We start from the raw sequence: 20546 nt of genomic DNA, 5'->3' as shown, positions 1-20546 counted from the left end.
GCATGACGGACAGCAAGATCGGCACGGGCGAGGAAGCCCGCAGCGGCCAGGACGTGGCGGTGCACTACACGGGCTGGCTGTTCGACCCCTCCGCCCCCGAGAACAAGGGCCGCAAGTTCGACAGCTCGCGCGACCGCGGGGACCCGTTCCGCTTCACGCTGGGCCAGGGCATGGTGATCGCCGGCTGGGACCAGGGCGTGGCGGGCATGCGGGTGGGCGGCCAGCGGACGCTGGTGATCCCGCCGGAGCTAGGCTACGGCGCGCGCGGCGCCGGGGGGGTGATCCCGCCCAACGCGACGCTGGTGTTCGACGTGGAACTGCTGGAAGTCGGCTGAACCGGCCGGCGCCAGAACGCCCACCCCAACCCCCGAAAAAAGATGGGTGCTCGGGGGAATTCCTTCCCCCGACCTTCCCTTCCTGTTTCAGGGCACCGGCCGCGGCCGCCCCGCCTCATCCAGCGCCACGAAGGTGAAGACCGCCTCCGTGACGCGATTGGTCGCCTCGCTGTTGCGCTCGCGGCGCCAGGCCTCGACGCGGATGCGCAGGGAGGTGCGCCCGGTGCCGAGCACCTCGGCAAAGAGGCTGACCTCGTCGCCGACCTTGACCGGGGACAGGAAGCTCATCGCTTCCACCGCCACGGTGGCGCAGCGGCCGCGGGAACGGCGGGTGGCGGCACTGCCGGCGGCGAGGTCCATCTGCGCCATCAGCCAGCCGCCGAAGATGTCGCCCGCCGGGTTGGTGTCGGCCGGCATGGCCACGGTGCGGATCACCGGGGAACCGGCGGGAAAGGCGGGCGGGTCGTCGCTGGGCGGCATGGTGGTCCTGTGGCGGGGGTTGCGGCCCGGGCAGGATAGCGCGCGGGGCCGGCCCCACACGACCGGTCGCAGGGTGTGGTCTTCGTTGCCTGTGGCCCTGGGAGGGAGAAGGAATTCTCCCTCCCAGACCCTCCCTCATCTTTTTTCATGAGCTGCCGGGTCCGGGTGGAGGCCTCAGCCGCTCTGCGGCCAGAAAACAGCCACGCCGTCAGCGCGGGCGGATGTCGCCCTCGCCGGAGGGCCAAGCCCTCCGGCGCGCCCAGCGTCGTCACCACGACCGCGGCAGCGAACCCGAAAAAAGATGAGGGGGAGGGTTCGGGAGGGGGAGAATTCCTTCTCCCCTCCCGAGGGTCCCAAGCTCCCGGACCGAGGGCAGCCCCTCGCCCCGCCCGGATCAGACCACGAAGCGCGCCAGCACCACGGCGCCCACGATCATCTGCGCGAGGTTCACCGCGACCGACAGCCGGTGTCCGCGCTGGAAGCGGCGCGCTGCCGCCGCGTCACCCGCCTGCGCGGCGTCGGAGGCGGCGTTGATGGCGGGCATCAGCCCTGCCGCAGCCAGGCCGTGGCACCGGCCACCAGCAACATCGCCCACGCATCCACGGGGCGCGAGGGCAGCAGCGCCACGCCGGACGCGGCCGCCGTGGCGAGCACGTAGAGGTAGTAGTTCGGGAAGACCTGCCGGATGAAGCGCCCGGCGTGCTCGGGCGGCAGGCGGGTGAAGACCAGTGGCGCGACGCCGGCGGCGAAATACACCATGCCGCCCAGCATCAGGGCGGTGGCAAACAGCGCCGCCACCATCGCCGCCGCCATCAGCGGCGGCCCATCGGGGATGAGCCGCCGCGGACGGGCATCAGTAGCGGTAGGGCTCGGGCTTGAAGGGCCCGCTCTCGCCGACGCCGATGTAGCTGGCCTGGGCGGGGGTCAGCTTGGTGAGCTTGGCGCCCACCTTTTCCAGGTGCAGGGCGGCGACCTTCTCGTCGAGGTGCTTGGGCAGGGTGTAGACCTGCTTGTTGTAGGCGCCCGCGTTGGTCCAGAGCTCGATCTGCGCCAGCACCTGGTTGGTGAAGGACGCCGACATCACGAAGCTCGGGTGGCCGGTGGCGTTGCCCAGGTTCACCAGGCGGCCCTCGCTCAGCAGGATCAGGCGCTTGCCGTCGGGGAACTCGATCTCGTCCACCTGCGGCTTCACGTTGGTCCACTTGTAGTTGCGCAGCGCCGCGACCTGGATCTCGCTGTCGAAGTGGCCGATGTTGCACACGATGGCGCGGTGCTTCATCGCCCGCATGTGGTCGGCGGTGATGACGTCGACGTTGCCGGTGGCGGTGACGAAGATGTCGGCGCGCGGCGCGGCATCCTCCATGGTCACCACCTCGTAGCCCTCCATCGCCGCCTGCAGGGCGCAGATCGGGTCGATCTCGGTGACGAGGACGCGGCAGCCGGCGTTGCGCAGCGAGGCGGCGGAGCCCTTGCCCACGTCGCCGTAGCCGGCGATGCAGGCGATCTTGCCGGCCATCATCACGTCGGTGCCGCGGCGGATGCCGTCCACCAGCGACTCACGGCAGCCATAAAGGTTGTCGAACTTCGACTTGGTGACGCTGTCGTTCACGTTGATGGCGGGAAACAGCAGCTTGCCTTCCCGCGCCATCACGTAGAGGCGGTGCACGCCGGTGGTGGTTTCCTCCGACACGCCCTTGATGGACGCGGCCAGCTTGGCGAACCAGCCCGGACGCGTCGCGGCGAGGTCCTTCACCAGGGCGAAGAAGACCTCCTCCTCCTCGTTGCCGGGCTTGTCGAGGAAGGCGGTGTCGCCCTGCTCGGCGCGCAGGCCGTAGTGGACCAGCAGCGTCATGTCGCCGCCGTCGTCCAGCAGCAGGTTCGGGGTTTCGCCGTCCGGCCAATCGATGGTGCGGCGGACGTAGTCCCAGTAGTCCTTCAGGCTCTCGCCCTTCTCGGCGAAGACCGGCACGCCGGCCGCGGCGATGGCGGCCGCGGCGTGGTCCTGGGTCGAGAAGATGTTGCAGGACGACCAGCGGACCTCGGCGCCCAGCGCCTTGAGCGTCTCGATCAGCACCGCCGTCTGGATGGTCATGTGCAGGCAGCCGGAGATGCGGGCGCCGGTGAGGGGCTTGTCGGTGCCGAACTCGCGGCGGATCGCCATCAGGCCCGGCATCTCGTCCTGGGCCATCTCGATTTCCTTGCGGCCCCAATCGGCCAGGGAAAGGTCGCGGACCTTGAAGTCGCCCCCGGGAGACTGGTTCTGCGGGGCGGAAAGGTGGGTATCGGGCATGGCGGTTCTGATGGCTCCGGAGTTGCGGGAGCGCCTATCACCGGCGAGGCGGCTTGGCCAGGGGAGAACGCGACATAAGGATGTCTTTATGTTGCCGGCCGACCCGGGCAAAGGTTGTGGAAGGTGTCGCGCGGAAACACGCGGGGTGGTAACAGTCCGGCATGTCTCAATTTGCTGAACTCCTGCCGCCGAATCTGCTCTTTGCCGCGCTGGGAGACAGCATCACGGCACGGAACGGCCGCGCCAAGGACGGCTTCGTCGGCCTTTACAACCACGGCATCCTCACCCGCCTGCGGGCCGAGCTGCGCCAGCGCCTGGACTCCCGGCAGGCGCTGAATTTCGGCGTGGGCGGCGATACCACCGGGCAGATGCTGGCGCGGATGGGCGCGGCGGAAGCTTCCGAGGCCCAGGCGCTCACCTTTCTGGGCGGCACCAACGATGCCGCGGCGCGGCTGCCGCTGGACACCACCTTCGCGAATTACGAGGCCATCCTCGGCCGCGCCCGGTCGCGCTTCGCCCTGACGGTGGTGATGGCGGTGCTGCCGCGCTCGAGCTGGCCCGCCTATTTCACCCCGGAGGACGCGGCAGAAGGGCAGCGGAAGCTGCGCGCCATGAACCACTGGCTGCGCGGCTACTGCACCGCGCGGGAGGGCGTGCTGTTCGTGGACACCTTCACGCCCTGGCTGGACCCGGACACCGGCGGTCCCCGCCCCGGCTTCACCGAGGACGGCGTGCACCAGTCCACCCCCGGCGCCGATGCCGCCGCCCTGGCCCTGGCCGCGGCGCTGGACCCGCTGCTGCCGGCGGAGGGCTGGCCGCTGCATGCCGGTCCGGAGGACGGTTTCGACGCGGCCACCCGGCCGGGCGGCAACAAGCTGCACAATCCCGGCCTGGGCGGCACGGACGGCGCCGCGATCGGCGGCGCGACGGGGCAGGTGGCGGATCGCTGGGTGCTGCTGACCAGCCAGCCCGGCAATATCGGCCTGGTCGAGGGCAGCAAGGAAGCGGCGGCGGACAGGCTGGGCGACTGGCAGGTGGTCACGATCACCGGCCGGCAGGGGGCCAACGAGTCCATCTCCCTGAACAGCCATGTCGAGCTCGCCGAAGCGCGCTACGCGCCGGGCGAGAGCCTGCGGGCGGCCGTGGAGTTCCAGCTGCTCGACCCCGTGAACGTCGCCGATCCCGGCCTGCGCTGGGGGGATCTGCCCGGCACGGGCGCCCCGGGCTTCGAAAGCCGCGACTTCTGCGCCTTCAACGGCAACATCGTCGGGCCGGCACGGTCGCGGCGCGGCGTGCTGCTGACCGATCCGCACCAGCTCCTCGCCCCCACCGGAACCGGGCCGCAGCGGCAGGTCGTCAGCCTGCAGATCAACCTCGTCAGCAGCATGCCCGGCGGGGCGAGCGGCGTGGTGAAGTTCCGCCGGCCGACGCTGCGCCGCGTGGGCTGAAACGCAGCGGGCGGCGCGACGCGGGGCAGGAAAGGCATGGCAGGTTTCATCGGGCGCTGGCTGGCGGATTCCGTCCGGCTCGGGCTGGCGCTGGCCCTGGCGCTGCTGTTCATGCAGGTGCCGGCGGTGACGGCGGCCTACGCCGCCGCGCTGCAGCAGATCGCCGAGGATGCCCGCCGCGACATCGAGCGGCGCAAGGAGATCGCCCGGCAATACTACCGCCTGGGTGAGAGCACCGACGAGGCGGTGATCGCCGCCCTGCGCCCGGTGGAACCCTCCAACGCCGAGGGCCTGGTCGGATCGGTGGAGCGGGAAGCCGTGCTGCGCAACACCCAGGCGCGGCTGCTGGACACCCCGCCCCTGCTGCGGCCGATCGAGGCGGTGCTGGACATCCTGGCCGACGGGCGGGGCGACAAGCGCGCGGTGCTGCGCACGGCGGTGGAAACCCACGCGCCGCAGGTGGTGCTGAGCAGCGCGGCGGCCATCTACGGGCTGGTAGGGCTGGTCACGGGGTCGCTGCTGGCGCAGGCGCTGGTCTCGCCCTTCGGCCGTCGGCGGGCGCGGCGTGACCGGCAGCTGCCGGTGCGGTGAACATGCGCGGCCGGCGCCGGCGCCCCCGGCCAGGAGGTGCTTCCCGCACCGGCCCGGACAGCCGGGGGGGCCCGCAGCGACCGGCCTGGGCAACAGTGCTGGAGGCGAGGGCGAAGCGGCCGCCGGCCGAATGTGGCGCAAAGCGCCGAAAGTGTCAGAAAACGCGGAATTTGCCACGGCCCAGATCGAGCTTGACCGCCGGCCCATTAAAGCTATAAGAACATTTTCTTAATCATCCCTTTGAGGAAGGTATCTGCTAGGCTACAAGTCCCTTGTTTCGCAGGGAGGGGGAGATGGCTTGTTCGGGCTCAGACATCACTTCAAGTCCCGCTAGCCACATGGATGCGTTCGAAGTCGTCAATGACTTTCGAAACGCTCTGGGCAAGATGGATCAGCGTTTCCAGAACTGGCTCGTCTTCAAAAGGCCCCCCTCTTGGAAATTTTACCGCGAAGGAAGGCTTTGGATCGCCCTCGAATTCGATTGCCTGGGGCATAACAAAGTCCTCGCCCGGCTCTGTAGCCACAATGCTAAGGTGGCAATCGGCGTACCAACTTCCTCCAACATCGGTGCGACCCGGATCGCGGGGGCGACCGGAGAATGTAATCCCGACCATAGGGATCATGGGGAGGATAAAGTTATGTTTGTCGATGCGGTCCAAGCGGTTGAGGGCCCAAAGGGCATAATTCCCAGTTTTGCATGGGTCCAGCTCGTTGAGAATGAGATTTCTGATTTTTTCGGGGGCCTTGTTTATCGGGACGCCCTGGACGGCATTCTCAAGGTTTTTCCGGGTGTCGTGGAGCGGGAAATGCACGTAGGTAACATCGCCTGTAGCGCCGGCAATGACATAACTCATAAGGAAGTCGAGTGCGGCTCTCAGATTATGGACCGCGTCACCCACACACATGGGAATTTCAATGGGGGGCCTCTGGAGAGGCTCGTAGCGGAGCACATAATTCACCCCTCCTTGGTACGGCTCACAGACAAAGCGATAGAATTTCGACGTCAAGTAGTCTCGGATAACACATTGAAGCTCAGAGATGTGTCTCTGAGCACGAGCGACTTTGGCCCGAGCGCCGGAAAAGGCTAGTTTAGGATCTCTTGGGATCGCAAAGGTGCTGTCCATGCCGGGCTCTGAAGACGAAAAGCGTGACGAAATTCTGCGGCGCATGCTCGCTACACCCAAGGATACGACGCGAGATGCACTGCCTGTCGAGCCAAAATCACGCCCTAGCCAATCTTCGCTCGCCGCTTCCTCCAAGCAGTCCGCCGATAAGTCAGGCGCTTGCCCTCAACACCGCGCAGGGTCATGAGGGCGCGCCCCGTCCGTGAACCCAAGCTTCGTGCGGGTGTTGTGGCGGAAGGCGAACTCGTTGAGGTAGCGCTGCATGTGCTGCTCGCCGCAGTGCTGGTAGATGCCGCGCATACCGCACTTAAACACCGAAGAAGCCTTCAACCGAACTGGTGTTCACGTCGCCACGCGCATATTCGCCGGAAGCGTGATGTACCGTCTCATGCTCCCAGTATTCGTCGCCTACGTTGATGCAAAGGCGGCTCTCGTCTGTGTGCAAGCGGCTTTTTTGGTCGGCGTTTTTCACCAGCACTTCGCGGACATTCTGGCCGAGACTTTGGGCATATGGACGGCGCAAACATCGCCGCCGCGTTCCACCAGGGCCACGATGGGACGCTTTCCGCCGGGGCCGGACTTACCACCCTTGGTGGGCGGGTACTTGCGCTTAACCACGGCACGGGCGTTCTCAGCTTTGCCTTAATAGGTCTCGTCAGCCTCGATTACCTTACCCTTGCCGCCAATCGGGCCAGGGTTTTTGCCCGCCATCGCTTTGCGGATACGGTGCGACATAAACCAAGCGGTTTTGTAGGTGACGCCCAGCATCCGGGAAAGCTGGCGCGAAGAAATACCTTTCTTGCTCGCGCTCAGAAGGTGAACCGCCAAAACCCACTTACGTAAAGGAACATTGCTGCGCTCAAATACCGTTCCGACCGTTACAGAAAACTGCTTGCGGCAAGCACGGCATTCTAGCATCTGGCGCGGTGCGCTTCGCCAGAAAGCCGCGTCGCCTCGCCTTCCACTCCGCAATGCGGGCAGACGAGACCGTTCGGCCAGCGCTGCGCCTCAAGGTGCATGCGGGCGGCAGTCTCATCGTTGTAGATCGGATCGGAGAGGTCGGTCGCCATAGGAGGAACCTAGCTGAACGCCCGCCTTTGTCAAAGACAATTTAGGATTATATTCTAAAAACGACCTCACTGGCGCGACCCGCAGCAAGGAAGTAAGAAATTAAGGCGAACCGCCTTTCCGAAAGGCCCGGACGCGGCCTGCAACCACTCCTAGGCCGCGGGCTGCGGCACGGCCAGACCCTCCGTGGCCAGCCCCGTCCCCCGGGTTTCCGGCATGAACAGCCAGAACAGCGCCGCCCCCAGGGCCGCCACTGCGGCCAGGGTCAGGAAGGTGGCGTCGTAGCCGGCCTGCACCACCAGCTGGCCGGAGATGGCGGTGCTGAGCACGCCGCCGATCCCATGCACCGTGCCCACCACGCCCTGGGCGGCCGCGAAATGCCCGCTGCCGCGCGTCAGGTCAGCGATCACCACCGGAAACAGCGCGCCGATCAGCCCCGCCCCCACCCCGTCCAGCAGCTGCACCGCGATCAGCCAGGCGGTGTTGTCGGACAGGGTGTAGAGCATCCCGCGCAGCGCCAGGGCCAGAAAGGCGGCCAGCAGCAGCGGCTTGCGCCCCCAGCGATCCGTGCGCGCCCCGGCCAGCGCCGCCATCGGCACCATCACCGACTGCGCCGCGATGGCGGAAGCCGCGGTGAGGGTGATGCCCTGCCCCAGATTCGCCAGCGCCAGCTTCTGCGACACCAGCCCGAGCATGGAGGCGTTGGCCAGGTGGAACAGGGCGCCGCAGCCCGCGAAGATCAGCAGGGGGCGGGATTCCAGCAGCACGCGCCAAGCGGAAGGCCGTGCGGCGTGCCTGACATCGTCGGGCAGCAAGCCGCGGGCGAGGTCGTGGTTGATCGCCCCCGCCGGGATTGCCGCGGCGGCGGCCACGCTGGCCAGGGCGGTGAACACCATGGACACGAACAGCACCGAACTGCCGAAGAACGGCGCGGTGAGCAGGATGATCAGGCTGAGCGTGCCGTCGCCGAGGTGGAACAGGGATTCGTTGCGCCCGGCCCGGCGGGCGAAGCGCTCCGGCCCGACCACGCCCAGCCCGATGGCCGCCAGGGTCGGCCCGATGGTGACGCCGGCCAGGGCGCCGACCAGCCCGGCCAGCGCCACCGGCCAGAAGCGCGGCGCGAAGGGGATCGCGAGGCAGGTGGCCGTGACCACCAGCGTCGCCCCCGCGATCAGCGCGCGCTTGTTGCGCACGGCATCCACCAGCGCGCCCAGCGGCGCCTGCGACACCAGCCCGGTCAGCCCGCCGATGGACAGCGCGGCGCCGATGCTGCCGGCGTCCCAGCCGTGCTCGGTCATGAGATAAACGCCCAGAAAGGCGCCCAGACCGTAGCGCGCGTCGGACACGAAGAAGCTCAGCGCGTCCAGCGCCCGTTCCGCCCGCCCGACCCGCTGCATGCGACGCTTCTCCCCGTCCCTTCCCGGGGCGACCCGGGCCATCCTGCCAGAAGCGGGGCCAAGCTTCCGGGTTCAAGTGAAGCGCACGGGCAGTTCATGGTGTCAGGCCGATGGGACGGAGAAGACCGGGGGAGTGAACTCCCCCAGACCCCCTCCTTTTTTCGGGAGTGAAAGTGCCCCGGTGGCCACGGGCGCACCCCAAAAACTCCCGAAAATAGAAGGGGGTCCGGGGGGATACTTCCCCCCGGCTTGCTGCCTTCACCGGGCCGGAACCAGCGCGCGACGCGGCTTCAGCCCGGGGCGATCTCGCGCAGGAACAGCGTCCCCGGCGGCAGCGTGGCGCGGGCGAGTTCCGCGAGGTGCGGGTGGTGGGTCAGCAGGATCACCTGCACCCGCTCGCTGAAGCCCAGCAGCACGCGGAAGGCGGCGGCGGCGCGGCGGTCGTCGAAGGTTTGCAGGATGTCGTCGCCCAGGAAGGGCAGCGCCACCCCGCCCTCCAGGTGGTCCTCGATCGCCACCAGCCGCAGCGCCAGGAACAGCGCGTCGCGCGTGCCCTCGGACAGGCCGTCCACCGCCACCTCGCCGTGCGGGCCGCGCAGGAACAGCCGCGCCTGCCCGCGGCCGTCCTCGTGCGAGGCGACGCCGGAAAAGGCGTCCTCCGTCAGCGCGGCGAAGCTGTCGCCGACCCGGCGCAGCAGCCGGTCGTCCCCCGCCTCCCCCACCGTGGCCAGGGCGGCGTCCAGCAGGCTGGCGGCGGTTTGCAGCAGCAGCGCGTCGTCCAGCGCCGCCCCCATCGCGGCGCTGGCATTCTCCTCGCCGGCGCGAGCCACCAGGGCGGCGTCGTCCCCGGCCAGGCGCTTCATGGCCTCTTCCAGCCGCGTGGCGGCGGCCGCGGCCTCCTGCGCCGCCAAGCCGTGCCGCGCCTGCGCCTCGCGCGCCTCGGCCAGGGCGGCGTCGGCGGCCTCAGGCGGCTGTTCGGCGGCGGCGCGGCGCAGCGCTTCGGGCGGCAGGCCGTCGCCGGCCTCGAACAGTTCCGCCAGGGCGGCGTCGCGGGCGGCGGCGTGGCGGGCGCGCTCCACCGCCAGGGCGATGCGGCGCTCGGCCTCCTCCGCGGTGGCGGCGCCGCTGCGGGCCAGCACGTCGCGCAGGCCCGCTTCCGCGCGGCCCAGGGCGTCGCGCGCCGCGTCCAGGGCGGCCGCCGCCGCAGCGGCCTGTTCCAGCAGCAGCGCGCGGCTCTGCTGCCGCCCGGCCTGTTCGCGGCCGCGGCGGTCCAGTTCGCGCGCCGCGGCGAAGGGCGCCCCGGGGTCGAGATCGGGGGCCAGCGCGGCGCAAAGGGCGCGGCAGGCGGCGGCGAAGCTTTCGCCCTCGGCGCGCAGCTCCGCCGCGCGGGCCCGCGCCTCGGCCAGGCGGCGCGCCGGCGGGGTGAGCTCCTCCAGCAGCTCCAGCACCGCGGCGGTGTCCTCGGGGTGCTCGCCGGCGGGGCGGTGCAGCTCCGGCAGCAGCGCCGCCCATTCCGCCGCCCAGGCGGTGCGCCGCGCGGCCAGGGCGTCGCGGTCGCGCCGGGCGGCGTCCAGGGCTTCCGCCGCGGCGTCGCGCGCGGCGCGCTGGCGGCCGCGCTCCAGCGTCGCGGCCTGGGCGGCGCGCTGCCGCGCTTCGGCGGCGTCCAGCAGCGCCCGCAGGTCGTGCGTGGCCGGGGGGGCAGGGTGCAGCAGCGGCAGCAGCCGGCGGGCCTCGGCCGCCTGCCGCTGCGCCAGTTCCGCCGCCGCGGCGCGGGCGGAAGCCTCGGCGCGGATCGCCCCGAGGGCGGCGTCGCGCGCGGCCAGCACCCGGCGGGCTTCCGGCAGTTCCGCATCCCCTTCCAGCCCGAGTGGCGCCAATGCCGCCGCCCAGCCGGTTCGCGCCGCGGCCAGCGCCGCTTCGGCCGCGGCGGCGGCGGCCTCGGCCCGGGCCAGGGCGGCGCGCTGCCCCTCGATCCGGTGCTCCAGCGCCGCGGCCTGCGCCACCCGCTCGGTTTCGGCGGCGCGGCGATCGGCCACGGCGTCGGCGGCGGCCACCGCCCGCTCGAAGGCCAGGGGTAGCGGGGCGGGGCCGGCGAAGCGCACCGCCGCCGCCGGGTCGGGCGGGGCACCGCCGGCCAGCTGCTGCGCCAGCAGCGCCCAGCCGCGGTCGCGATGCGCCCGGGCGGCGGCCACCGCGGCGGCGTCCGGCAGCGGCCCGGCGACTCGCAGGGCGTCCAGCTGCGCCGCGGCGGCGGCCAGGGCTTCGGCCTCGCGCGCGGCGTCCGCGGCCGCGGCGCGCCCGGCGGCGCCCGCCGCGGCCAGGGCGGCGGCGCGGCGTTCCAGCGCGTCGGGGTCCGGCAGCGGCGCCGGCGGCTCCTCCGCGCGCAGCGCCGGCGGCAGGGCGGCCAGGGCGAGGCGGCGGGCCGCTTCCGCCTCCTCCAGGGCGCGGCGGGCCGCGGCGGCGAGGCGGGTGGGCTCGCCGTCGCGGGAAATCTCCAGCAGCAGCGCCGCCAGCCCGTCGCCGTCGGCGGCTTCCGGCAGGGCCTCCAGCGCGGCGGCCGCGGCGGCGAGCCGGCGCTCCGCGTCCGCCAGCCGGGCGGGGATCGGGGCGGCGGCCTCGGCCAGGCTGCCGGCCTCGGCGATCAGGCGGCGCGCCCGGGCCAGGGTGGCGCGGGGCGGCACAGCGCCGGGGGCCTGCTCGGGAGAAAGATCCAGGCCGAGGGCGCGCAGCAGCCGCTCGGCCGCCGCGCCGGTGGCGGCCTGCGCGCGCTCCACCTCCGGCAGCTCCTCGCGGGCGCGTTCCGCGGCGCCGGCGGCGCCGGCCAGGGCGGCAATCTCCTCCAGCCGCGCCAGGATCGCCGCGTCCGGGCGGATCGCCGCCGCCTGCGCTACCAGGGCGGCGTGCTGCGCCGCCGCGGCGTCGCAGGCAGCGGCGGCGGCGGCCTGGGCGGCGCGGGCGGCGGGCAGTTCTTCGGCCAGCTCGGGCGGCAGGTGGGGGGCGTCCGGGTGGTCGCGCAGCCAGCCCTCGGCCGCGTCCAGCCGGTGCAGCAGCGGGCGGACGCGGCGCAGCCGCTCGCCGGCGCGGATCGCTTCCGCCGCGGCCTCGAACAGGGCCTGGGCGGTGCGGCGGGTTTCCCGCGCGGCGTCCAGCTCGCGCTCCCCCTCGGCCCAGCGGTCGGGGCGCAGGATGGCGTCGCGCAGGGTGCGGCGATGCGCGGTCCAGCGGTCCAGCGCGGCGTAGAAGGGCCGCTGCGCCAGCTTGCGCGGCGGGGCGAGCTTGTCGCGCTCCTCTTCCAGCCGGCGCCGCAGCCCCTGGGCTTCGCGCAGTCCCCCGGCCGCGGCCAGCAGCGCATCGGCCAGGGCGCCGCCGGATTCCAGCAGGTCGGCGCCGCCGCGGCGCAGCCGTTCCGTATCCAGGGCAAAGAGCTGGTCCAGCAGGGCGCGGTCGGCGCGGCCCAGCAGCTGCGCCAGGGCGGCGGGGTCGCCGGGGGTGCCGTCGGCCGCCAGCAGCGTGTTGCCCTGGCCCTTGCGCCGGCCGAAGCCGAAGGGCGCGCCGTCCGGGCCGATCCCCCGCGCGAGGAGCTGCATCCCCTCGTAGCCGTGCCGGAAGCCCATCGGCGTTTGCCCGCCGATGCCGAAGAGCAGGTCGCCGAAGGCCTGCCGCAGCACCGACTTGCCGGCGCCGTTGGGGGCCACCACCAGGTTGATGCGGCCGGGGGCGGGGTCCAGTTCCAGCTCGGCGGCGTCGAAATTGCCGTAGCGGCGCAGACACAGGGCGGAAAGCCGCATGCCGGCTCAGCCGTCGCCGCGCGCGAGTTCGGCCAGCAGCAGGTCGCGGGCGCGGCGCAGCAGTTCCGGCGGCAGCTGCCCGCCCGCGGCCAGCACGGCCGGGTGCCCGTCGCCCAGGGCTTCGCGCAGGCCGCCGGCGCGGTTGAGCATGGCGGCGGCATAGGCGCCCACGGGGGCCGCCACGCGCGACGTGGCCGCCGCGGCCGCGTCGTCCGCGAGGCCGGCCGGGGTGGCGGCGGGATCGGCCGGGGCTTCGGGCAGGGCGGCGCCCAGCGCCTCGATGGCGCGGGCCAGGCGGCCCACCGCGTCGGTGCGGGCGCGCAGGGCTTCGAGGTCGGCCGCGGGCTGGGTGGCCACGCGCACCGCCTCCACCCAGAGCGCTTCCGGATCGGCCACGGCGAGGCCGGCGGCGCGCACCTTCTCGCGCGTGGCGGCGGGGTCGCGCGCCAGGGCGAGATGCGCCGCGCAAGGGCCGCGCAGCGTCACCCGGGCGGCCAGCAGCCGCCCTTCGGCCGCGTCCACCGCCTCCCCGAGGGCGGCGCGCACGCGGTCCAGCGCGGCGTCCTCGTCGGCGGCGCCGGAACAGTCCACCTCCAGCCGGGCCCAGCGCACGGCGTCCAGGCTGCGGTGTTCGGCCGCCACCACACGGCCGTCGCGCACCGTGACCAAGGTGGCGCCCTTGGCCCCGGCCTCATTCACGTGGCGGCCCTGGAGGTTGCCGGGAAACACGATCCAGGGGTCGCGCAGCAGCTCCTCGCGCTCGTGCACGTGGCCCAGCGCCCAGTAGCCGTAGCCGTGCCGGGCCAGCTGCTCGATCGAGCAGGGGGCGTAGCCGGCATGGCCGTCGCGCCCCGTGGCGGCGGTGTGCAGCAGGCCGATGTTGAGCATCCCTGCCACCGGCGCGGGGTAGCCGCGAGCCAGGTTGTCGCGCACGTCGCGGGTGGCGAAGCTCTGCCCGTGCAGCACCACCCCGTGCTCGGGCAGGGCGAGGCTTTCCGGCTGGTCGGCCGCCAGCAGCCGGGCGCCCTCCGGCAGGGCGAGGGAGCGGGTCAGCACGCTCTCGGCGTCGTGGTTGCCGCGGATCGCCACCACGCGGATGCCGGCCCGCGTCAGGCGGCCCAGTGCCGCCACCAGCGCCTGGCCGGTGCGCCAGTCCTGCCAGTCGCCGTCGTAGAGGTCGCCGGCCAGCACCACGAAGGCGACGCCTTCGCGGATCGCGAGGTCCACCAGCGCCGCCAGCGCCACCTGGGAGGCCTGCCGGATGCGCCGGGCCGGGGCGGCGGCATCGGCCTCCAGACCGCGCAAGGGACTGTCGAGATGGAGGTCGGCCGCATGGAGGAAACGGAAGCTGGTCATGCGGAACGGGGGGCGCCGGCGCGGGCGGGGATGGGCATCCCGATCATTCTAGCGTGACCGGGGCGCGAGAACAGTTGCCCCGGCAATGCCGGGCGGTGCATCACCGGCCCGCGTCACGGGCCCGTGACGCGCCTTTCCGCGGAACCGTGCCACCGGCACGGCTTTCCCGGGCCGGAACGCCGCGGAACTTTCCCGGGGCGCTGCCGGCCGCGCCCGGCCGGCCCCTGCGTCGGCCCGAAACCGCTTCCCATCAACAACACAGGGAACCACCACCGCATGAGACGTGCCGCGCTCGCCGCGATCGGCCTGGCCATGGGCCTCGCTTCCCTTCCCCATGCCGAAGCCGGGTCGCCGCGCCGGGACGTCGTCGCGCGCACCGTGCCAGGGGCGCATCCGGTGCTGCGGACGCAGCGCGGCAAGGCGTCCTTCTACGCCAACCGCTTCCACGGGCGCCGCATGGCCAATGGCCGCCGCTTCGACCGGCAATCCGCCTCCGCCGCCAGCCGTACCCTGCCGCTGGGCACCCGGGCGCTGGTGACCAACCTGGAGAATGGCCGCCGCGCCGTGGTCACCATCGAGGACCGCGGCCCGCACCTGGGCGGCCGGGTGCTGGATGTCAGCCCGGGCACGGCGTCGCAGCTGGGCATGCGGCAGCGCGGCGTGGTGATGGTCGAGATCGTGCCGCTGGCCGCGGGCGAGCACGGATAAGGAAGGAAGGCTGGGGGAGTGAACTCCCCCAGGCCCCCTCCTTCTTTCAGGTGTAAAAGTGCCTGGGTGGCCGCGGGCGCACCCGAAAACTCCCGAAAATAGAAGGGGGTCCGGGGGGATACTTCCCCCGGATTGCTGCACTTCTCCCCCGCACGGCGGAGGCAACCAGCGCCGTGCGACTGCGTCGCAACAGCGCCGCGTTCACGCGAAAGGGTGCGGCCGGTGGATTGTTTCGCCGTGCTGCGCAGGGAAGGTTGCGAAACGGCACCGCGGGGCGGAGCGTTCAGAACGCGCCATTCCGGGATGTGGCCGATCGCTGCGACGCGGCTCGGCGGCCGCCCTTTCAGCGAGAGTTTCCCATGCCCGACACGCACGGCGCCGCCGCTTCCCTGCTGCCCGACAAGTTGCCCCTGATGCTGACGGTGAACGGCCGCAAGCGGGAGCTGCAGGTGGAGCCCTGGACCACGCTGCTGGACCTGCTGCGCGAGGAACTGCACCTCACCGGCACCAAGAAGGGCTGCGACCACGGCCAGTGCGGGTCCTGCACCGTGCTGCTGGACGGGCAGCGGATCAATTCCTGCCTGGTGCTGGTTGCTACCAAGGACGGGGCGGAGATTACCACGGTGGAAGGCCTAGCCGGCGCCGACGGCGCGCTGCACCCCGTGCAGGACGCCTTCATCGAGCACGACGCTTTCCAGTGCGGCTACTGCACGCCCGGGCAGATCTGCTCGGCGGTGGGGCTGATCCGCGAGGGACACGCGCACACGGCGGAGGAGATCCGCGAGCACATGAGCGGCAACATCTGCCGCTGCGGTGCCTATCCCAACATCGTCGCGGCGATCGAGCACGTGATGGGCCAGGCCGCGGAGACGGCGCGATGAACCGCTTCAGCATGACCCGCCCCACCGAGGTGGCGGAGGCGGTGCGCGAGGCTTCGGGCGGCGGCGCGGTGAAGTTCATCGCCGGCGGCACCAACCTCGTGGACCTGATGAAATACAACGTCGAGCGGCCGACCCGGCTGGTGGACGTGTCGCGCCTGCCCGGCCTGGACCGCATCGAGGAAACCGCTGAGGGCGGTTTGCGCATCGGCGCGCTGGTGAGCAATTCCGCCCTGGCCTACGACCCGCGCGTGGCGGAGCGCTACCCGCTGCTGTCCTCCACGATTCTGGCCGGCGCCTCGCCGCAGCTGCGCAACGCCGCTTCCACCGGCGGCAACCTGCTGCAGCGGACGCGGTGCTACTACTTCTACGACACGGGCACGCCCTGCAACAAACGCGAGCCCGGCACGGGCTGCCCGGCGATCGGCGGCCTGAACCGCATCCACGCCATCCTCGGCACCAGCGAACACTGCATCGCCACGCATCCCTCCGACATGTGCGTGGCGCTGGCGGCGCTGGAAGCCACGGTGCACGTCACCGGGGCGGGTGGCGACCGGGCGATCCCGATGGCGGAATTCCACCGCCTGCCCGGCGACACGCCAGAGCGCGACACGGAGCTGCGGGCCGACGAGATCGTCACCGCGGTGGAACTGCCGCCCGAGGGCTTCGCGAAACATTACACCTACCTGAAGCTGCGCGACCGGCTGAGCTACGCCTTTGCCCTGGTGTCCGTGGCCGCGGCGCTGGAAATGGACGGGGATCGCGTCAAGCGGGCCCGCGTGGCGCTGGGCGGCGTGGCGCACAAGCCGTGGCGCGACACGGCGGCCGAGGCGCTGCTGGAAGGGCAGCCGGCCACGGCGGAGAACTTCGCCGCGGTGGCCGACCACATCCTGCGCGACGCGCGCGGCTACGAGCACAACGGCTTCAAGATCGACCTCGCCCGACGGGCGGTGATCCGGGCGCTGGGGCAGGCGGCCGCCGGCACGCCGCAGTCGCAGACCGACAAGCGCATCCAGTAGGGGGCCGATCCCATGAACATCCATCAGCCCCTGGTCGGCACGCCGCAGCGCCGCGTCGACGGGGTCGCCAAGGTGACCGGCGCGGCCAAGTATGCTGGCGAGTTTTCCGCCCACGACCTCGCACACGGCTTTGTCGTGTCGGGCAGCATCGCCAGGGGCCGCATCCGCTCCATCGACACCTCCGGTGCGCTGGCAGTGCCGGGGGTGATCCAGGTCTTCACGCATGAGAACCGGCCGCGCACGGCCTGGCGCGACGCGAGCTACCAGGATGAGGTGGCGCCGCCCGGCACGCCCTTCCGCGCGCTTTACAGCGACGAGATCCTGTACAGCGGCCAGCCCGTGGCGCTGGTGGTGGCCGAGGACTTCGGCATCGCCCGGCATGCGGCCTCCCTGATCAAGGTGGAATACGACGCCACAGCGCATGAGACCGACTTGCACCGCGCCAAGGCGCAGGCCTACGTGCCGCCCAAGAAGCGCTCCGGCATCACCCCGCCCCCGCCGCCGCGCGGCGACGCCGCGGCCGCGCTGGCGCGCTCTCCCTTCAAGGCGCAGGGCGAGTTCCACGTCGCGGCGGAACACCACAACCCGATGGAGCCGCACGCCACCACCGTGGTGTGGGAAGGCGGCGGCAAGCTGCTGGTGCACGACAAGATCCAGGGCGTGCTGAACACCCACAGCTATATCACCAGCGTCTTCGGCTTGGCCAAGGACGACGTGCGGGTGGTGTCGCCCTATGTGGGCGGCGGCTTCGGCTCCGGGCTGCGGCCGCAGTACCAGCTCTTCCTCGCGGTGATGGCGGCGCTGGAACTGGAACGCTCCGTGCGCGTGGTGCTGACGCGCGACCAGATGTTCACCTTCGGCTACCGGCCGGACGTGCTGCAGAGCATCGCCCTGGGCGCCAACCCGGACGGCACGCTGCAGGCGATCCGGCACGACGCGATCTCCGGCACCTCTTCCTTCGAGGACTACCAGGAGGTCGTGGTGAACTGGTCCGGGCTGCTCTACCACTGCGACAACGTCGCCCTGACCTACGAACTGGCCAAGATCGACACCTATACCCCCGCCGACATGCGCGCCCCCGGGGCGCCCACGGGGCAGTTCCCGCTGGAATCGGCGATGGACGAGCTGGCCTATACGCTGGACATGGACCCGGTCGCGCTGCGGCTGCGCAATTATTCCGAGAAGGACGAGAACGAGAACAAGCACTACACCAGCAAGGAGCTGCGCGCCGCCTACCAGCTGGGTGCCGAGCGCTTCGGCTGGAGCCGGCGCGACCCGCGGCCGCGCTCCATGCGCGAAGGGCGGGAGCTGATCGGCTGGGGCATGGCCAGCGGTGTCTGGGAAGCCATGCTGCAGAAGACCAGCGCCCGCGCCGTGCTGACGGCCGACGGCAAGCTGGAAGTGGCCACCGCCACCGCCGATATCGGCACCGGCACCTACACCATCCTGACGCAGCTCGCGGCGGACTCGCTGGGCCTGCGGATGGAGGATGTCACGACGCTGATCGGCGACAGCACCCTGCCCTTCTCGCCGATCCAGGGCGGATCCTGGACGGCGGCCTCGGCGGGTTCCGCGGTGCAGGCGGCCTGCTACGCGGTGCGGGAGAAGCTGTTCGGCTACGCGCGGTGGATGGAGAACTCGCCGCTCGCCAATGCCGACCTGGACCACGTGATCTTCGTGCGCGGCGGCATCGCCCTGACCGCCGATCCGACGCGCTTCGTCAGCATCCCCGACGCCATGCGCGCCGGCGGCGTGAAGCGCATCGAGATCGAGGAAACCGTCAGCCCCAGCACGATCACCCAGGCGCGCTATTCCGCCTACACCCACTCCGCCATCTTCGCGGAAGTGCGGGTGGACGAGGAGCTGGGCGTGGTGCGCGTCACCCGCATCGTGGACGCGGTGGCGGCGGGGCGCATCCTGAACCCCAAGACGGCGCGGTCGCAGATCATCGGCGGCGTGGTGTTCGGCATCGGCATGGCGCTGGAAGAAGAGAGCATGCTCGACCATGCGCTGGGCCGCTTCATGAACCACAACCTCGCGGAATACCATGTGCCGGTGAATGCCGACGTGCGCGACATCGAGGTGATCTTCGTGGACGAGCACGACCCCACCGTCAGCCCGATCGGCGTGAAGGGCCTGGGCGAGATCGGCATCTGCGGCACCGCGGCGGCCATCGCCAACGCCGTGTTCCACGCCACCGGCAAGCGCATCCGCGACCTGCCGATCACGCTGGACAAGCTGCTGGGCTGATATCGCCGAGACTAAAAAACAGGGAAGGTCGGGGGAGGGAACTCCCCCGAGCCCCTCTCCTTTTTCCGGGAGTTTTAGGGGACTGTCTGGCTCACGGGCGCACCGGAAAACTCACGAAAATAGAAGGGGGTCCGGGGGGATACCTCCCCCCGGCTCGTCGGCTCCATCGGACCGAGGCGAAAGCGCGACAGCATGCCGCCTCGGCGGCGTCGCAGCAGCCCCTACCAGCGCGAGGTCGGCAGGCGGCGGACCTGCCGCATCAGCTCCTCGTCGGAGGCCAGGGAACTGTCCCAGTAGTCCTGGATCAGATCGGCGTTGATCACGATCCAGGACGCCACCCAGTCCAGTTCCTCCGGGTACAGGTGGCCCACCACCTGCTGCACGATCGGCTCCACCGCCAGCAAGGACCGGCTGTGCGGGTCGTATTCCGCGCCGGGCGTGACCTCGATGGTGAGGCTTTCCTCGTTCTCCTGCCGCTTGAGCCAGATGGCGCAGGGCAGCCCGGTCAGGTTGGGCGGCAGGCGCAGCTTGTTGTTGCGGCGCTGCTCGCGGGGCGGACGGAACTTCGGCGAGGCAGCCCGTTCGTCCGCCCCGCGGTGCTGCGGCGGGGCAGGGCGGCCGGGTTGCGGGGTCAGCGCCGGGTTTCCCTGCATCGGGGCGGCCACGGCGTCCGGACACGCCATGGGCCGGGGCGGCGCAACCTGCGGCGCCGTGGCGGGCGGTGGGGTGATCGGGGCCGGCAGCGGTGCAGCCACCGGAACCGACTCCGCCGCGATGCTGACGGGGAGCGGCTTCCCGGCAAGCAGGGGCTCGGGCAGCCGGGGCGCCGGGACCGGCGCCTCGGGGTCCGGCGAGTGGACGCGGGCAGGCTCCGGGGCGTCCAGCGGCAGCGATGGCGGGGAAGGCGCCTCGGGCGCAGCTTCGGCGGGCCGGGCCGGTTCCGGCCGGGCGTCGCATGCCGCTGCCCCGGCGGTGGCATGCACCTCCACGCCCTCCGCGCCGCCCGTGAAGACGACCTCCGGCCAGGCATCGCGTACTTGGCCCAGGCTATTGGCAAAGGCGGCGCGGAACTGGGCCGGGGACTGGCTGCTCGTGCCGAACTGCTGCTGCAGCGCGTTCCAGCTCACCAGCAGCGGCTGGTCCGGCCGCGCCTGTTCCTGCGCCCAGGCCAGCCAGGCATAGGCGTCGAGCGCCGTGGCCGAAGCTTCCAGCGCCGCCACCACCCGGCGGTTCAACGGCACCGCGTCCCGCTGCAGCGTGGCGAAGAAGCGCTGGTTCAGCCGCAGCACGGGGCTCCAGGGCGAGGCCGCGCTGCGGTTGCGGCCGCTGCGCGCGTCCAGCACCGGCAAGGCCGGGTGTCGCCCTTCCGCGACGCCGAGGCGGGAAGCGGTCAGGCGGTCGAACTGTTCGCGCAGGTCGCGCAGCCGCGCCGCCGTGGGCTCCAGGCCCAGATTCGCCGCGACGGCCTCGACGCCCGCGCCGATCTCGGCCACGGCGCTGGCGCCGCGCCGGGCGGCGGTCAGGATGTGCAGCAGCAGCAGGCGCAGGCTGCGCCCGGCCGGCAGGGGATGCTCGCCGCCGGTCGGGCCCATGGCGATGCCGACGGCCCCGGCGTCCCGGGACCACGCGTTCTCGGCCGGGGCGCGCAGCGGCAGGGCCAGGCGGCAGAAGGCCGGATGGTGCCACAGGATATCGAGGTCCTGCTGCCCGGCTGGTGCGGGCGAGGAATCACGGGAAAGGGTCATCGAGTGGAGGAGCTGCTCACTGTTCCGACGCGCGGGACTGCCTGCCCGTGAGTGCTACGGGGATGCCGT

16 protein-coding genes and 1 pseudogene are annotated in these 20546 nt (G+C 71.7%); 7 read left to right on the top strand and 10 right to left on the bottom strand.

Annotated elements, in window-relative coordinates:
- Positions 1-2: 2 nt before the first annotated feature.
- Positions 3-335, top strand: coding sequence for an FKBP-type peptidyl-prolyl cis-trans isomerase (locus tag ACLIBK_RS04575; RefSeq protein WP_415386043.1), 333 nt, complete (start codon positions 3-5; stop codon positions 333-335).
- Positions 336-422: 87 nt separating this feature from the next.
- On the opposite strand, the gene ACLIBK_RS04570 is transcribed toward ACLIBK_RS04575, so the two are convergent.
- The 4 genes from ACLIBK_RS04570 to ahcY all read right to left on the bottom strand — a co-directional run bounded on the left by ACLIBK_RS04570 (position 423) and on the right by ahcY (position 3105).
- On the bottom strand, positions 423-815 hold the full coding sequence (locus ACLIBK_RS04570; protein ID WP_415386042.1) for an acyl-CoA thioesterase: 393 nt from the start codon (positions 813-815) through the stop codon (positions 423-425).
- A 394-nt stretch (positions 816-1209) separates the two neighbouring features.
- Complete coding sequence (locus tag ACLIBK_RS04565) at positions 1210-1359, bottom strand: hypothetical protein (protein ID WP_415386041.1); 150 nt, start codon at positions 1357-1359, stop codon at positions 1210-1212.
- Positions 1359-1628, bottom strand: a complete 270-nt coding sequence (locus ACLIBK_RS04560; protein ID WP_415386040.1) for a DUF4149 domain-containing protein — start codon at positions 1626-1628, stop codon at positions 1359-1361. The genes ACLIBK_RS04565 and ACLIBK_RS04560 overlap by 1 nt, the downstream gene beginning before the upstream one ends.
- Positions 1629-1668: 40 nt before the next feature.
- Complete coding sequence (ahcY, locus tag ACLIBK_RS04555) at positions 1669-3105, bottom strand: adenosylhomocysteinase (RefSeq protein ID WP_415386039.1); 1437 nt, start codon at positions 3103-3105, stop codon at positions 1669-1671.
- A gap of 161 nt (positions 3106-3266) precedes the next feature.
- Here ahcY and ACLIBK_RS04550 point away from each other — a divergent pair, with 161 nt between their 5' ends.
- Together ACLIBK_RS04550 and ACLIBK_RS04545 are read left to right on the top strand one after the other, a co-directional pair.
- Positions 3267-4553 carry an SGNH/GDSL hydrolase family protein gene (locus tag ACLIBK_RS04550; RefSeq protein WP_415386038.1) on the top strand — a complete coding sequence of 429 codons (1287 nt, stop codon included), beginning with the start codon at positions 3267-3269 and terminating at the stop codon, positions 4551-4553.
- Positions 4554-4589: 36 nt separating this feature from the next.
- Positions 4590-5144 (top strand): DUF2937 family protein, encoded by a 555-nt coding sequence (locus ACLIBK_RS04545; protein ID WP_415386037.1) that lies wholly within the window; start codon positions 4590-4592, stop codon positions 5142-5144.
- A gap of 320 nt (positions 5145-5464) precedes the next feature.
- Here the strand turns inward: ACLIBK_RS04545 and ACLIBK_RS04540 are convergent, their stop codons facing one another.
- From ACLIBK_RS04540 to ACLIBK_RS04520, 5 genes and pseudogenes are all read right to left on the bottom strand, one after another.
- Positions 5465-6094, bottom strand: coding sequence for a hypothetical protein (locus ACLIBK_RS04540; RefSeq protein ID WP_415386036.1), 630 nt, complete (start codon positions 6092-6094; stop codon positions 5465-5467).
- Between the two features lie 278 nt (positions 6095-6372).
- A pseudogene (locus ACLIBK_RS04535) lies at positions 6373-7338 on the bottom strand (IS1595 family transposase).
- 150 nt (positions 7339-7488) lie between these two features.
- Positions 7489-8733, bottom strand: a complete 1245-nt coding sequence (locus tag ACLIBK_RS04530; RefSeq protein ID WP_415386035.1) for an MFS transporter — start codon at positions 8731-8733, stop codon at positions 7489-7491.
- A 290-nt stretch (positions 8734-9023) separates the two neighbouring features.
- Complete coding sequence (locus tag ACLIBK_RS04525; RefSeq protein ID WP_415386034.1) at positions 9024-12521, bottom strand: AAA family ATPase; 3498 nt, start codon at positions 12519-12521, stop codon at positions 9024-9026.
- A gap of 6 nt (positions 12522-12527) precedes the next feature.
- The gene (locus tag ACLIBK_RS04520) at positions 12528-13877 is read right to left on the bottom strand and encodes a metallophosphoesterase family protein (RefSeq protein ID WP_415386033.1); all 1350 of its coding nucleotides are present in this window, start codon (positions 13875-13877) and stop codon (positions 12528-12530) included.
- Between the two features lie 276 nt (positions 13878-14153).
- Between ACLIBK_RS04520 and ACLIBK_RS04515 the strand changes: the two genes are divergently transcribed.
- From ACLIBK_RS04515 to ACLIBK_RS04500, 4 genes are all read left to right on the top strand, one after another.
- Entirely contained in the window at positions 14154-14585 is a 432-nt protein-coding gene (locus ACLIBK_RS04515; RefSeq protein WP_415386032.1) for a septal ring lytic transglycosylase RlpA family protein, read from the top strand.
- A gap of 359 nt (positions 14586-14944) precedes the next feature.
- On the top strand, positions 14945-15466 hold the full coding sequence (locus ACLIBK_RS04510) for a (2Fe-2S)-binding protein (RefSeq protein ID WP_415386031.1): 522 nt from the start codon (positions 14945-14947) through the stop codon (positions 15464-15466).
- Entirely contained in the window at positions 15463-16482 is a 1020-nt protein-coding gene (locus ACLIBK_RS04505; RefSeq protein WP_415386030.1) for an FAD binding domain-containing protein, read from the top strand. Before ACLIBK_RS04510 ends, ACLIBK_RS04505 begins: the two co-directional genes overlap by 4 nt.
- Before the next feature lie 12 nt (positions 16483-16494).
- Positions 16495-18732: a xanthine dehydrogenase family protein molybdopterin-binding subunit gene (locus tag ACLIBK_RS04500; protein ID WP_415386029.1), complete on the top strand. Its 2238-nt coding sequence runs from the start codon at positions 16495-16497 to the stop codon at positions 18730-18732.
- Positions 18733-18953: 221 nt separating this feature from the next.
- On the opposite strand, the gene ACLIBK_RS04495 is transcribed toward ACLIBK_RS04500, so the two are convergent.
- The gene (locus tag ACLIBK_RS04495; RefSeq protein ID WP_415386028.1) at positions 18954-20477 is read right to left on the bottom strand and encodes a replication protein RepA; all 1524 of its coding nucleotides are present in this window, start codon (positions 20475-20477) and stop codon (positions 18954-18956) included.
- Positions 20478-20546 lie beyond the last annotated feature (69 nt).

The sequence above is a fragment of the Roseomonas sp. BN140053 genome (genome assembly GCF_047690175.1).
Taxonomy (GTDB): Bacteria; Pseudomonadota; Alphaproteobacteria; order Acetobacterales; family Acetobacteraceae; genus Roseomonas.
The sequence above is the reverse complement of the archived record's forward strand: the minus strand, read 5'-3'. Positions and strand labels throughout refer to the sequence as shown.